Source organism: Sphingomonas sp. SP6 (assembly GCF_058313435.1).
This window is the reverse complement of sequence record NZ_JBZFLG010000001.1, coordinates 886824-900231: the sequence shown is the minus strand read 5'-3', so window position 1 is coordinate 900231 and position 13408 is coordinate 886824. Positions and strand designations below refer to the sequence as shown.

The 13408-nt window shown below is 66.2% G+C and carries 13 protein-coding genes; all 13 read left to right on the top strand.

Annotation, left to right across the window (positions count from 1 at the left end):
- Positions 1-38 precede the first annotated feature (38 nt).
- The 13 genes from AC4GYY_RS04400 to nuoN all read left to right on the top strand — a co-directional run bounded on the left by AC4GYY_RS04400 (position 39) and on the right by nuoN (position 13407).
- Positions 39-1253, top strand: a complete 1215-nt coding sequence (locus tag AC4GYY_RS04400) for an NADH-quinone oxidoreductase subunit D (RefSeq protein ID WP_491119294.1) — start codon at positions 39-41, stop codon at positions 1251-1253.
- Positions 1250-1552: a hypothetical protein gene (locus AC4GYY_RS04395; protein WP_491119004.1), complete on the top strand. Its 303-nt coding sequence runs from the start codon at positions 1250-1252 to the stop codon at positions 1550-1552. Before AC4GYY_RS04400 ends, AC4GYY_RS04395 begins: the two co-directional genes overlap by 4 nt.
- Positions 1552-2250: a complex I 24 kDa subunit family protein gene (locus AC4GYY_RS04390; protein WP_491119003.1), complete on the top strand. Its 699-nt coding sequence runs from the start codon at positions 1552-1554 to the stop codon at positions 2248-2250. Before AC4GYY_RS04395 ends, AC4GYY_RS04390 begins: the two co-directional genes overlap by 1 nt.
- The gene (gene nuoF / locus AC4GYY_RS04385) at positions 2247-3557 is read left to right on the top strand and encodes an NADH-quinone oxidoreductase subunit NuoF (RefSeq protein ID WP_491119002.1); all 1311 of its coding nucleotides are present in this window, start codon (positions 2247-2249) and stop codon (positions 3555-3557) included. The genes AC4GYY_RS04390 and nuoF overlap by 4 nt, the downstream gene beginning before the upstream one ends.
- On the top strand, positions 3554-3784 hold the full coding sequence (locus AC4GYY_RS04380) for a hypothetical protein (RefSeq protein ID WP_491119001.1): 231 nt from the start codon (positions 3554-3556) through the stop codon (positions 3782-3784). The genes nuoF and AC4GYY_RS04380 overlap by 4 nt, the downstream gene beginning before the upstream one ends.
- Positions 3784-5787 carry an NADH-quinone oxidoreductase subunit NuoG gene (gene nuoG / locus AC4GYY_RS04375; protein ID WP_491119000.1) on the top strand — a complete coding sequence of 668 codons (2004 nt, stop codon included), beginning with the start codon at positions 3784-3786 and terminating at the stop codon, positions 5785-5787. Before AC4GYY_RS04380 ends, nuoG begins: the two co-directional genes overlap by 1 nt.
- On the top strand, positions 5784-6833 hold the full coding sequence (gene nuoH, locus AC4GYY_RS04370; protein ID WP_491118999.1) for an NADH-quinone oxidoreductase subunit NuoH: 1050 nt from the start codon (positions 5784-5786) through the stop codon (positions 6831-6833). The genes nuoG and nuoH overlap by 4 nt, the downstream gene beginning before the upstream one ends.
- Before the next feature lies 1 nt (position 6834).
- Positions 6835-7320 carry an NADH-quinone oxidoreductase subunit NuoI gene (gene nuoI / locus AC4GYY_RS04365; protein WP_491118998.1) on the top strand — a complete coding sequence of 162 codons (486 nt, stop codon included), beginning with the start codon at positions 6835-6837 and terminating at the stop codon, positions 7318-7320.
- A gap of 121 nt (positions 7321-7441) precedes the next feature.
- A complete protein-coding gene (locus AC4GYY_RS04360) occupies positions 7442-8053 on the top strand; it encodes an NADH-quinone oxidoreductase subunit J (RefSeq protein ID WP_491118997.1) in 612 nt (203 codons plus the stop codon).
- An 8-nt stretch (positions 8054-8061) separates the two neighbouring features.
- The gene (gene nuoK, locus AC4GYY_RS04355; protein ID WP_491119293.1) at positions 8062-8364 is read left to right on the top strand and encodes an NADH-quinone oxidoreductase subunit NuoK; all 303 of its coding nucleotides are present in this window, start codon (positions 8062-8064) and stop codon (positions 8362-8364) included.
- A gap of 2 nt (positions 8365-8366) precedes the next feature.
- On the top strand, positions 8367-10439 hold the full coding sequence (gene nuoL / locus AC4GYY_RS04350; protein WP_491118996.1) for an NADH-quinone oxidoreductase subunit L: 2073 nt from the start codon (positions 8367-8369) through the stop codon (positions 10437-10439).
- Entirely contained in the window at positions 10436-11962 is a 1527-nt protein-coding gene (locus AC4GYY_RS04345; RefSeq protein ID WP_491118995.1) for an NADH-quinone oxidoreductase subunit M, read from the top strand. The genes nuoL and AC4GYY_RS04345 overlap by 4 nt, the downstream gene beginning before the upstream one ends.
- Positions 11959-13407, top strand: coding sequence for an NADH-quinone oxidoreductase subunit NuoN (nuoN, locus tag AC4GYY_RS04340; RefSeq protein WP_491118994.1), 1449 nt, complete (start codon positions 11959-11961; stop codon positions 13405-13407). Before AC4GYY_RS04345 ends, nuoN begins: the two co-directional genes overlap by 4 nt.
- Position 13408: the final 1 nt, after the last annotated feature.

The following is a 13408-nucleotide window of genomic DNA, read 5'->3' as shown; positions in this document are numbered from 1 at the left end:
AGCCAATCGATCGCTCGGTCGATCCCGCGGTCGACAAGATCGTCCACGCGACCGACGGCTCGCACCCGGAGACGGGCGACGTCGCGATCCAGAACTACACGATCAACTTCGGCCCGCAGCACCCGGCCGCGCACGGCGTGCTCCGCCTCGTCATGGAACTGGACGGCGAGATCATCGAGCGGATCGATCCGCACGTCGGTCTGCTTCATCGGGGCACCGAGAAGCTGATCGAGTACAAGACTTACGCGCAGGCGATCCCGTATTTCGACCGGCTCGATTATTGCTCGCCGATGTGCATGGAGCACACCTTCGTGCTCGCGATCGAGAAATTGCTCGATCTGGAAGTGCCGATCCGCGCGCAATACCTCCGCGTCTTCTTCGCCGAGCTGACGCGCATCTCGAATCATATGCTCAACCTCGGCAGCCACGTGATGGACGTCGGCGCGATGACGCCGAACCTGTGGCTGTTCGAGGTCCGCGAGGATTGCTACGGCTTCCTCGAGCGCGCGTCGGGCGCGCGGATGCATCACAATTACATGCGGCCGGGCGGCGTGCATCAGGACGTGCCGCTCAAGCTGCTGACCGACATCGCCGAATGGCTCGACACCCGCCTGCCGCGGCTGTTTGAGGACGCGATCAGCCTGGTCGCGGACAACCGCATCTTCAAGCAGCGCAACGTCGACATCGCGACGGTGAGCCGCGACGACGCGATCGCCTGGGGCTTCTCCGGCCCGATGATCCGTGCCGCGGGCATTCCGTGGGACCTGCGCAAGCAGCAGCCCTACGACGTTTATGCGAAGATGGACTTCGAGGTGCCGGTCGGCACCCGCGGCGACTGCTACGACCGCTTCATGGTGCGCGTCGAGGAGGTCCGCCAGTCGGCGCGGATCATGAAGCAGTGCCTGCGCGACATGCCCGAAGGCCCGATCGCCTCGCTCGACCGCAAGGTGGTTCCCCCCAAGCGCGCCGAGATGAAGAGCTCGATGGAAGCGCTGATCCATCACTTCAAGCTCTACACCGAGGGCTATCACGTCCCCGCGGGCGAGGTGTACGTCGCGACCGAGAGCCCCAAGGGCGAGTTCGGGGTGTATCTGGTCGCGGACGGCAGCAACAAGCCGTACCGCTGCAAGATCCGCCCGACCGCCTTCTCGCACCTCCAGGCGATGGACTTCATGGCGCGTGGGCACATGCTGGCCGACGTGACGGCGATCCTGGGAGCGATGGATATCGTGTTCGGGGAGTGCGACCGGTGATGTCGCGGCGTCGTGAAATCGGCGATACACTCGACGCATCGATGGAAATGCCGGAGCAGTATGGCTCGCGCCCGTTATGGCGATACCAGCGGGTTAGTGCATTGATCGGTTTCGTTGTGTTGCCGATTGCTCTGCTGCTAAATGGCGTCGGCATCCCAGAATATCTCCAAGATGCGGCTGGCATCGGCTTGATGATATTGATGGTCGTGGTCGCAGTGTACTTTATCCGCCGGGATCACCTTGTCCAGAAGCGAATTGATGAAACGGGCTCACCCCTTGCTGACAAAGAGCCGTACTAATGGCTGACGCCCCCACCATCCCCGACGAGGCCGAGACCCGCGCGCGCTGGGGCGCGTTCGCCTGGTCCGACGAGAGCCGCGCCAAGCGCGACGCCATCCTCGCCCGCTATCCCGCGGGCCGCGAGCAGTCCGCGTCGATCCCGCTGCTCGATCTCGCCCAGCGCCAGGTCGGCGCCGAGACGCAGACGCAAGGGTGGCTCCCCGTCCCGGTGATCGAGTTCGTCGCGCGCGAGATCGGCGTGCCCTACATGCGCGTGTACGAGGTCGCGACCTTCTACACGATGTTCAACCTTGCCCCCGTCGGCCGCTTCCACGTCCAGGTCTGCGGCACGACGCCGTGCATGCTGCGCGGCTCCGACGACGTGTTCGCGGCGTGCAAGAACAAGGGGTTGGTCAAGGGCCGCACCACCCCCGACGGGCTGTTCACGCTGACCGAGGTCGAGTGCATGGGCAATTGCGCCTCCGCGCCGATGGTCCAGATCAACGACGACAACTACGAGGACCTCGACTACGACCGCACGATCGCGATCCTCGAGACGCTCGCAGCCGGCGGCAGCCCCAAGCCTGGGACTCAGGAGCCGGGACGGCATACGGTTGAGCCGTACGGCGGGGTGACCTCGCTGCATGCGATGGTGACCGAGAATCACGATTACAGGCCCGAATGGGGCAGGGCGGAGCCGGCGGGAACGGACGCATGATCACCTCGCTGACCGACAAGGACCGCATCTTCACCAACCTCTACGGCTTCCAGTCGTGGCGGCTCGACGCCGCGCGTGCGCGTGGGGATTGGGACAACACCAAGGCGCTGCTCGACATCGGGCCGGACAAGATCATCGACATCGTCAAGGCGTCGGGCCTGCGCGGGCGCGGCGGGGCCGGCTTCCCGACGGGAACGAAGTGGGGCTTCATGCCCAAGGAGCCCAAGCCCGACCGCCCCAATTTCCTGGTCATCAACGCCGACGAGTCCGAGCCCGGCAGCTGCAAAGACCGCGAGATCATCCGTCACGATCCGCACAAGCTGATCGAGGGCGCGCTGGTCGCGGGCTTCGCGATGCGCGCGCGGGCGGCATACATCTATATCCGCGGCGAATATATCCGCGAGGCCGAGACGATGTTCGCGGCGATCCAGGAGGCGTATGACGCCGGGCTGATCGGCAAGAACGCCTGCGGCTCGGGCTACGACTTCGACGTCTTCTGCCACCGCGGCGCCGGCGCCTACATCTGCGGCGAAGAGACCGCGATGCTGGAATCGCTCGAAGGGAAGAAGGGCCAGCCGCGCCTCAAGCCACCGTTCCCCGCCGGGGCCGGCCTCTACGGCTGCCCGACGACGGTCAACAACGTCGAGAGCATTGCGGTCGCCCCGACCATCCTGCGCCGCGGCGCGGAATGGTTCTCCAGCTTCGGTGCGGAGAACAACAAGGGCACCAAGCTCTTCCAGATCAGCGGCCACGTCGAGAAGCCCACCGTCGTCGAGGAAGCGATGTCGATCAGCTTCCGCGAGCTCATCGAGAAGCATTGCGGCGGCATCCGCGGCGGCTGGGACAATCTGCTCGCGGTGATCCCGGGCGGCTCGTCCGTCCCGCTGGTCCCGGCGGCGGAGATCATCGACTGCCCGATGGATTTCGACGGGCTGAAGAAGGTCGGCTCGGGCCTCGGTACGGCGGCGATCATCGTCATGGACAAGTCGACCGACATCGTCCGCGCGATCAGCCGCATCAGCTATTTCTACAAGCACGAGAGCTGCGGCCAGTGCACCCCCTGCCGCGAGGGCACCGGCTGGATGTGGCGCGTGATGGAGCGGCTGCGTACCGGCGACGCCGAGATCGGCGAGATCGACATGCTCCAGCAGGTCACCAAGCAGGTCGAGGGCCACTCGATCTGCGCTTTGGGCGACGCCGCGGCCTGGCCGATCCAGGGCCTGATCAAACACTTCCGTCCCGAACTCGAACGCCGCATCCGCGAGCGCGGCGGCGATCTCGCCCCGATGCAGGAGGCGGCGGAGTGAGCGACGACCGCAGCCAGATGATGTTCGACATCCTGATTGGGATCCAGAAGGACCTCGGCGAGATCAAGCGCGATATCTCGTCGCTGAATGTGCGCGTGTCCGCCCTGGAGGATCATTTCCGGGGCACTCTTACCACTCTCTACGGCATTCAGGCCGACACCGGTCACCTCAAGGTGCGTGTCGATCGTATCGAGCGCAGGCTCGGTCTGAACGAGGTCGAACACTAATGCCCAAGCTTAAAGTCGACGGAATCGAGGTCGAGGTCCCGCAGGGCGCCACCGTGCTCCAGGCCTGCGAGATCGCGGGCAAGGAAATCCCGCGCTTCTGCTACCACGAGCGCCTCAGCATCGCCGGCAACTGCCGGATGTGCCTGGTCGAGGTGAAGCCCGGGCCACCCAAGCCGCAGGCGTCGTGCGCGCTGCCGGCCGCTGACAACCAGGAGGTCTTCACCACCACGCCGATGGTGAAGAACGCCCGCGAGGGGATCATGGAGTTCCTCCTGATCAATCACCCGCTCGATTGCCCGATCTGCGACCAGGGCGGCGAGTGCGACCTCCAGGACCAGGCGATGGCCTATGGCCGGGGCCACAGCCGCTTCGCCGAGAACAAGCGCGCCGTCACCGACAAGTACATGGGGCCGATCGTCAAGACGATCATGACCCGTTGCATCCAGTGCACGCGCTGCGTTCGTTTCGCCGAGGAGGTCGCGGGCGTCGAGGAGATCGGCGCGATCTACCGCGGCGAGAACATGCAGATCACCACCTATCTCGAACATGCCGCGACCAGCGAGCTGTCGGGGAACGTGGTCGATCTGTGTCCGGTCGGCGCGCTGACCTCGAAGCCGTACAGCTTCGAGGCGCGGCCGTGGGAGCTCAAGAAGACGCTGACGATCGACGTCATGGACGCGGTCGGCACCAACATCCGGCTCGACGCGCGCGGGCGGCAGGTGCTGCGCTGCGTCCCGCGAGTGAACGAGGACGTCAACGAGGAGTGGGCGCACGACAAGACCCGCCACCATGTCGACGGGTTGGTCCGTCGCCGGCTCGACCGGCCCTATGTCCGGGTCGGCGGCAAGCTGATCCCGGCGAGCTGGGACGAGGCGTTCGCCGCGATCAGGCAAGCGGCCGATGCGGCGGGCGACAGTGTCGCCGCGGTTGCCGGTGATCTGATCGACTGCGAGACGATGTTCGCGGCCAAGGCGCTGCTCAAGGAACTCGGCTCGTCGTGGCTCGAGGGGCGGCAGACGGGGATGGATTACGACACGTCCAGCCTCGCCGCGGTCAATTTCAACTCGACGATCGCGGGTGCCGAGCGCGCCGACGCGATCCTGCTGGTCGGCACCAACCTGCGCTGGGAAGCGCCGCTGGTGAACACGCGGCTGCGCAAGGCGATCAAGCGCGGCGCGAAGGTGTTCGCGGTCGGGCCGGAGACCGAGCTGACCTATAAGGTCGACTGGCTCGGCGCGGATCTCGCCGTGCTGGGCGATCTGCCTGAGCGGGTCACCGAAGCGTTCGGCCAGGCCGAGCGGCCGATGGTGATCGTCGGCGGCGGGGCGCTCAAGGGCGCACACGGCGCGGCGCTGGCGTTGGTCGAGCCGCTCAAGCTGGTTCGCGAGAACGGTTGGAACGGTTTCAACGTCCTCCACATGGCGGCGTCGCGGATGGGCGGGCTGATGCTCGGCTATGCGCAGAAGGGTGGCATCGCCGATCTGCACGACGCAAAGCTCACCTTCTTCCTCGGCGCCGACGAGTGCGACTTCACGAAATTCGGCGGGTTCAAGGTCTATGTGGGCCATCACGGCGATCGCGGCGCGCATCATGCCGACGTGATCCTGCCGTGTGCCGCTTATTCCGAGAAGTCCGGTACTTGGGTGAACCTCGAGGGGCGCGTTCAGCGCGGCGAGCGCGCCGCCTTCGCACCGGGCGATGCCCGCGAGGAATGGGCGATCTTCCGCGCGTTGTCCGAGGTGCTGGGCAAGACGCTGCCGTTCGACAGCCTGCCGGAGCTGCGCGCGGCGATGGCGCTCGACTGCCCGGACCTCGCTCAGCTCGGGCTGGTCCAGTTCCCCTGGAGCCCGCCCGCGCTCGACGCCGCCGCGTCGGGCGTGATGGACGGCTATCCGATCAAGGACTTCTATCTGACCAACGCCATCTGCCGCGCCTCGCCGACGATGCAACGCTGCTCGGCCGAGCTGATCCACGGCGAAGCCTTCGCGGAGGCGGCGGAATGACCGCATTCTTCAACACCTCGCTGGGCATGCCCTATGGAGCCGCCTGGTTCCTCGCCACGCTCGCGGGCATCCTGCTGATCGCGCTGCCGGTCATGCTTGCGGTCGCGATGATCATCTACGCCGATCGCAAGATCTGGGCGGCGATGGCGCTGCGGCGCGGGCCGAACGTGGTGGGGCCATGGGGCCTGCTCCAGTCCTTCGCGGACGGGCTGAAGGTCTTCCTCCAGGAGACGATCATCCCGTCGGCGGCGAACCGCGGGCTGTTCCTGCTCGCGCCGATCATCACCTTCACGGTGGCGCTGATCGTCTGGGCGGTGGTGCCGTTCCAGCCGTCTGTCGTGCTCGCCAACATCAACGTCGGGTTGCTCTACGTTCTCGCGGCGTCGAGCCTCGGGGTCTACGGGATCATCCTCGCGGGGTGGTCGTCGAACTCGAAATATCCGTTCTTCTCGGCGATCCGCGCCGCGGCGCAGATGGTCAGCTACGAGGTCGCGATCGGCTTCATCCTGATCTCGGTCGTACTGTGGTCGGGGACGTTCAACCTCACCGGGATCGTCGAGGCGCAGAAGGGCGTGCTGGGGACGCCGGTCAACGGCTTCTTCCTCAACCCCCTGTTGTTCCCGATGGCGGTGATGTTCTTCATCTCCTCGCTCGCCGAAACCCAGCGCGCGCCGTTCGACCTGACCGAGGCGGAGTCGGAGCTGGTCGCGGGCTACCAAACCGAATATTCGTCGATGGCCTTCGCGCTCTACTGGCTCGGCGAATACGCCAACGTCATCCTGATGTGCGCGCTGAACGCGACGCTCTTCTGGGGAGGCTACCTGCCCCCGCTCGACTGGGCACCGCTCTACCTGGTGCCCGGCATCATTTGGCTGTTCGCCAAGATGCTGTTCTTCTTCTTCTGCTTCAGCTGGGTGAAGGCGACGGTTCCCCGGTATCGCTACGACCAGCTGATGCGGCTGGGCTGGAAGGTGTTCCTGCCGGTCAGCCTGTTCTGGGTGTTCCTCGTCTCCGGCGTCCTGATGGCCTACCGGGTGGGATTCTGAAATGACGATCGCTTCAACCCTCAAGGCCTTCACTTTGTGGGAGTTCATCGGCGCGCATGCGAAGACGCTGAAGTACTTCTTCAAGCCCAAGGCGACGATCAACTATCCGTTCGAGAAGAACCCGCTGTCGCCCCGCTTCCGCGGCGAGCATGCGCTGCGGCGCTATCCGAACGGCGAGGAGCGCTGCATCGCGTGCAAGCTGTGCGAGGCGGTCTGCCCGGCGCTCGCGATCACGATCGAGGCCGAGCCGCGCGACGACGGCAGCCGCCGCACGACCCGCTACGACATCGACATGACCAAGTGCATCTACTGCGGCCTGTGCGCCGAGGCGTGCCCGGTCGACGCGATCGTCGAGGGGCCGAACCTCGATTTCGCGACCGAGACCCGCGAGGAGCTGATCTACGACAAGGCCAAGCTGCTCGACAACGGCGACCGCTGGGAAAGCGCCATCGCCGCCAACCTTGCCGCCGACGCGCCCTACCGTTAATGCGCGCCGACTTCGATTCCGACTTCCCGACACCGTTCGTGTCGAGCGTAGTCGAGACACGCTTCACTGGGGATACGTCTCTCGACTTCGCTCGAGACGAACGGAGGTTTGAGGTTCGCTCGTGATTCAGGCCATCGCCTTCTACCTGTTCGCGGCCGTCACGATCGCGAGCGGGGCGCTGACGATCTCGTCGCGCAATCCGGTCCATAGCGTGCTGTGGCTGATCCTCGCCTTCTTCAACGCGGCGGGGCTGATGGTGCTCGTCGGCGCCGAGTTCATCGCGATGCTGCTCGTCATCGTCTACGTCGGCGCGGTCGCGGTGCTGTTCCTGTTCGTCGTGATGATGCTCGACATCGACTTCGCCGAGCTGCGCGCCGGCTTCATCCGCTACGCCGGGCTGGGTCTCGCGCTTGCGGTGGCGTTGGTGTGCGAGATCTTCATCGGCATCGGCGCCTGGAGCGCGGGCGGGGTCGAGCTCGCCCGCCGCGCCGCCCCGACGCAAGCAGAGGTGTCGAACATCGCCGCGATCGGCCAGCTGCTCTACACCCGCTACCTGTTCGTGTTCGAAGGCGCAGGGCTGGTGCTGACCGTGGCGCTGATCGGCGCGATCGTGCTGACCCACCGCCAGCGCTCGGGCTCGCGCTACCAGAACATCGCCCGCCAAGTCGCCCGCCGCCCGCAGGACGCGACCCGCAACGTCAAGCCCGTGGTCGGGCAGGGGGTGTCGCTGTGAACGCGCAGATCGGGCTGATCCACTATCTCGTGGTCGCCGCCATCCTGTTCACGATGGGGGTGCTGGGCATCTTCCTCAACCGCAAGAACATCATCGTCATCCTGATGGCGATCGAGCTGATCCTGCTCGCGGTGAACCTGAACCTCGTCGCCTTCTCGGCGGCGCTCCATGACCTCGTCGGACAGGTGTTCGCGATGTTCGTGCTGACCGTCGCGGCGGGCGAGGCGGCGATCGGGCTCGCCATCCTCGTCATCTTCTTCCGCGGCCGCGGCTCGATCTCGGTCGACGACCCGAGCCGGATGAAGGGCTGAACGTGATCTCCATCATCGTCTTCCTGCCGCTCGTCGCGGCGATCGTCGCGGGTCTCGCCAACAAGGCGATCCCGGCGGCCATCGCCAAGGGGATCACGACCGGCGCGCTGTTCGTCTCGTGTGCGCTGTCGTGGCCGATCTTCATCGATTTCCTGTCGGGATCGCTGACCTCCACCGTCACCCCTGTCCTCCACTTCATGACCTCGGGCAGCTTCGACGTATCGTGGGCGCTCCGCGTCGACGCGCTGACCTCGGTCATGCTGGTGGTGATCACCAGCGTCTCGGCGCTCGTCCACCTCTACTCCTGGGGATATATGGACGAGGACCCGGATCAGCCGCGGTTCTTCGCCTATTTGTCGCTGTTCACCTTCGCGATGCTCATGCTCGTGACCGCGGATAACCTCATCCAGATGTTCTTCGGCTGGGAGGGCGTCGGCCTCGCCAGCTACCTGCTGATCGGCTTCTGGTTCCGCAAGCCCAGCGCCAACGCCGCCGCGATCAAGGCGTTCGTCGTCAACCGCGTCGGCGATCTCGGCTTCATGATGGGGATCTTCGGGACCTATCTGGTCTTCAACACCGTCTCGATCCCCGAGATCCTCGCCGCCGCGCCGCACATGGCGGGGTCGACGATCGGCTTCCTCGGCACCCGCTGGGACACGATGACGGTCCTGTGCCTGTGCCTGTTCGTCGGTGCTATGGGCAAGTCGGCGCAGCTCGGGCTTCACACCTGGCTGCCCGACGCGATGGAGGGACCGACCCCGGTGTCGGCGCTGATCCACGCGGCGACGATGGTGACCGCGGGCGTCTTCATGGTCTGCCGCCTGTCGCCGATGTTCGAGACCTCGCCGTTCGCGCTCAACGTCGTGATGGGGGTCGGCGCCGCCACCTGCATCTTCGCCGCGACGATCGGCACGACCCAGACCGACATCAAGCGCGTCATCGCCTATTCGACGTGCTCGCAGCTCGGCTACATGTTCTTCGCCGCGGGCGTCGGCGCGTATGGCGCGGCGATGTTCCACCTGTTCACGCATGCCTTCTTCAAGGCGCTGCTGTTCCTCGGCGCGGGCTCGGTCATCCATGCGATGCACCACGAGCAGGACATGCGCTTCTACGGCGGGCTGCGGAAGGAGATCCCGATCACGTTCTGGGCGATGCTGCTGGGGACGCTGGCGATCACTGGGGTCGGCATCTACGGGGTCGGCGGGTTCGCGGGCTATCACTCGAAGGATGCAATCCTTGAGGTGAGCTATGCCTCCGGCCGCGGGGTTGGGGCCTTCTGGGTCGGCACCTTCGCGGCGCTGTTGACCAGCTTCTATTCGTGGCGGCTGATGTTCCTGACCTTCTGGGGCAAGCCGCGCTGGGCCGGGTCGGAGCATATCCAGCACGCCGTCCACGACGCCCACGGTCATGGCCATGACGGGGCGCACGGCCACAGCGACGCCGCGCAGGAGGATGCCGGCCACGCACCCGACGCGCACTCGCGCGGTGCGGATCAGGTCCCGACCGGCACCGCGGGCTACCATCCGCACGAGAGCCCGGTGACGATGCTCGTTCCGCTGATCGTGCTCTCGCTCGGCGCGGTGTTTGCCGGCTTCCTCTTCCACGGCTGGTTCATCGAGCCGGACGCGGGCGAGCGCTTCTGGAAGGGCTCGGTCGCGTTCAACGAGCATCTGATGCACGCGATGCACGGCGTCCCCGTATGGGTGAAGCTGGCGGCGACGGTCGTCATGCTGCTCGGTTTCGCCGGCGCCTGGCTTGCCTATATCCGCTCGACCGACATCCCGGCGAAGTTCACCAGCACGTTCGAGGTCCTGTACGATTTCGTCGCGCACAAATGGTATTTCGACGAACTGTACGACCTGCTGTTCGTCCGCCCCGCCTTCGCGATCGGTCGGCTGCTGTGGCATGCGGGTGACGAGGGAACGATCGACCGCTTCGGTCCCAACGGCTCGGCATGGCTGGTCGGCGTCGGCAGCCGCATGGCCGGGCGGCTCCAGAGCGGGTATCTCTACACTTACGCCTTTGTCATGCTGATCGGGCTGACCGCGGCCGTGACCTGGGTGATCGCACGGTGACCTTCCCTATCCTCTCCCTGATGCTGGCGATCCCGGCGGTCGCCGCGGCGGCGTGCCTGTTCCTGTCGCCCTCGGCGGCGCGCTGGACGGCGCTGGGCGCGACGCTCGCCGATCTCGCGCTCGGCGTCGTCCTCTGGGCCGGCTTCCATGTCGGGGGCGACCAGTGGCAGTTCGTCGAGAGCGCGCCGCTGTTCGGGCGCTTCAACTGGGCGCTCGGGATCGACGGCTATGCGCTGCTGCTGATCGAGCTCAGCGTCTTCCTCATGCCGATCTGCATCGGCGCCTCGTGGAACGCGATCCAGCAGCGCGTCCCCGAGTACATGGCGATGTTCCTGTTCACCGAGGTGCTGATGCTCGGCACCTTCGCGGCGCAGGACCTGTTCCTGTTCTACATCTTCTTCGAAGCCGGCCTGATCCCGATGTTCCTGATCATCGGCATCTGGGGCGGGGCGAACCGGATCTACGCGAGCTACAAGTTCTTCCTTTATACGCTGCTCGGCTCGCTGCTCATGTTCATCGCGATGCTCTACATGAGCGTCACCGCGGGGACGACCAGCATCCCGGCGCTGATGGCGTATGATTTCCCGCCGCACGTCCAGACCTGGCTGTGGCTCGCCTTCTTCGCCTCGTTCGCGGTCAAGATGCCGATGTGGCCGGTCCACACCTGGCTCCCCGACGCGCACGTCCAGGCGCCAACCGCGGGCTCGGTGATCCTGGCGGGCGTCCTGCTGAAGCTCGGCGGGTACGGCTTCCTGCGCTTCAGCCTGCCGATGTTCCCCGAAGCCTCGGCGCAGCTGACCTGGCTCGTGTTCGCGCTCTCGGCGGTGGCGGTCATCTACACCTCGCTCGTGGCGCTGGTGCAGGCTGACATGAAGAAGCTCATCGCTTATTCCTCGGTCGCGCACATGGCGATCGTCACGATCGGGCTGTTCGCGTTCAACGCGCAGGGGATCGAGGGCGCGATGATGGTGATGCTGGGCCACGGCCTCGTCTCGGGCGCGCTGTTCCTGTGCGTCGGCGTGATCTACGACAGGCTCCACACCCGCGAGATCAGCCGCTACGGCGGACTGGCGATCAACATGCCGCGCTATGCTGTGTTCTTCCTGCTGTTCACGATGGCGTCGGTCGGGCTGCCCGGCACGTCCAACTTCGTCGGCGAGCTCTTGAGCCTGATGGGGACCTATCAGGTCTCGACCTGGATCGCCTTGCTTTGCACCACCGGCATCATCCTGGGCGCGGCCTACATGCTCTACCTTTATCGCCGCGTCGTCTTCGGCGAGATCAAGTCGGAGGAGGTCCGCGCGATGCCCGATCTCTCCAGCCGCGAGCTGTGGCTGCTCGCACCGATCGCCGCGGTCGTGCTGTGGATGGGAGTCTATCCGGAGAGCTTCCTCGCTCCGATGCGCGCCGACACCGCCCGCCTGCTCGCCCGCGTCGACCGCGCGCGCCCCGTCGGGGATGCGGCCCCGACCGCGGGCAAGACCGTCATCCCCGTTTCCGTCCATGCGGAGACGCATCCGTGAACTACGCCGCTCAGCTCGCGATGACCCTGCCCGAGGTCGTCCTCTCGATCGGCGCGTTCGCGCTGATGCTCGCCGCCGCTTGGGGCGGTCCGTCATCGACCCGCGCGGTTTCGTGGACCGCGGTTGCGGTGCTGATCGGCGCGGGCTTCGCGCTGGTCGGCCCGGCCTCGTCGGGCGGCGACGCCTTCGACGGCCTGTACCGCGCCGACGCCTTCGCCGCCTTCGCCAAGGTGCTGATCTTCATCGCCTCGGCGGTCGCGATCGTGCTCGCGCCGAACTTCTTCGCGCGGACGGCCGGCGACGACCTGCGCCCCGAATATCCCGTGCTGATCCTGATGTCGGCGGCGGGCATGTCGATCATGGTGTCGGCGTCGGACCTGCTGACGCTCTACGTCGGCTTGGAACTCCAGAGTCTCGCCGCGTATGTCCTCGCCAGCTTCATGCGCCGCGATCAGCGTTCGGCTGAGGCGGGACTCAAATATTTCGTGCTCGGTGCGCTCGCCAGCGGTATCCTGCTTTATGGGATCAGCCTGGTGTACGGCTTCACCGGCTCGACGCTGTTCTACGAGATCGCGGGCGCCTATGGGGCGGGCGGGACCAAGTCCATCGGTCTGATGTTCGGTCTGGTGTTCGTCTTCGCCGGCCTCGCCTTCAAGATGTCGGCGGTCCCGTTCCACATGTGGACGCCCGACGTCTACGAGGGCGCGCCGACCCCGGTCGCCGCCTTCTTCGCCTCCGCCCCCAAGGTCGCGGCGATGGCGCTGGCGGTCCGCGTCGCCGTCGGCGCGATGGGACCGGCGCTGTTCGAGTGGCGGCAGATCGTGATCTTCGCGGCGCTCGCGTCGATCGTCCTCGGCGCCGTCGGGGCGATCGGCCAGACCAACATCAAACGGCTGCTGGCCTATTCGTCGATCAACAACGTCGGCTTCGCGCTGATCGGCCTCGCCTGCGGCACCCGGGAGGGCGTGGCGGCGGTGCTGACCTATATGGCGATCTACGTCGCCATGACCCTGGGCTCGTTCCTCGTCGTCCTCCAGATGCGCGACGATCGCGACATTCCGGTGGAGACGGTCGCGTCGCTTTCCGGTCTCTCGCGGACGCGGCCCGGACTGGCGGCGGCGCTGGCGATCTTCATGTTCTCGCTTGCGGGCATCCCGCCGCTGTTCGGCTTCTGGGCCAAGTTCGCGGTGTTCGACGCCGCGGTCCGCGCCGGGCTGTTCCCGCTGGCGGTCATCGGCATCGCGCTGAGCGTGGTCGGCGCATATTATTACCTTCGTGTCGTCAAGACGATGTACTTCGACGAACCCGCTGCGGCATTCGGACCGAGTGACCCGGTCGAGGGCGGGCTGATCGCCGTCGCCGCGGTCGCGGTGTCGCCGCTCGGCTATCTGGCGATCCCGATCCTCTCCGCCTGGACGCTCGCCGCCGCAAAGGCGCTGTTCTGAC

Bases quoted from the DNA above. Each gene is read 5' to 3' on its own strand.
- AC4GYY_RS04390 (WP_491119003.1), top strand. From the start codon at position 1,552: ATGGCTGACGCCCCCACCATCCCCGACGAGGCCGAGACCCGCGCGCGC.
- nuoF (WP_491119002.1), top strand. From the start codon at position 2,247: ATGATCACCTCGCTGACCGACAAGGACCGCATCTTCACCAACCTCTAC.
- nuoG (WP_491119000.1), top strand. From the start codon at position 3,784: ATGCCCAAGCTTAAAGTCGACGGAATCGAGGTCGAGGTCCCGCAGGGC.
- nuoH (WP_491118999.1), top strand. From the start codon at position 5,784: ATGACCGCATTCTTCAACACCTCGCTGGGCATGCCCTATGGAGCCGCC.
- nuoI (WP_491118998.1), top strand. From the start codon at position 6,835: ATGACGATCGCTTCAACCCTCAAGGCCTTCACTTTGTGGGAGTTCATC.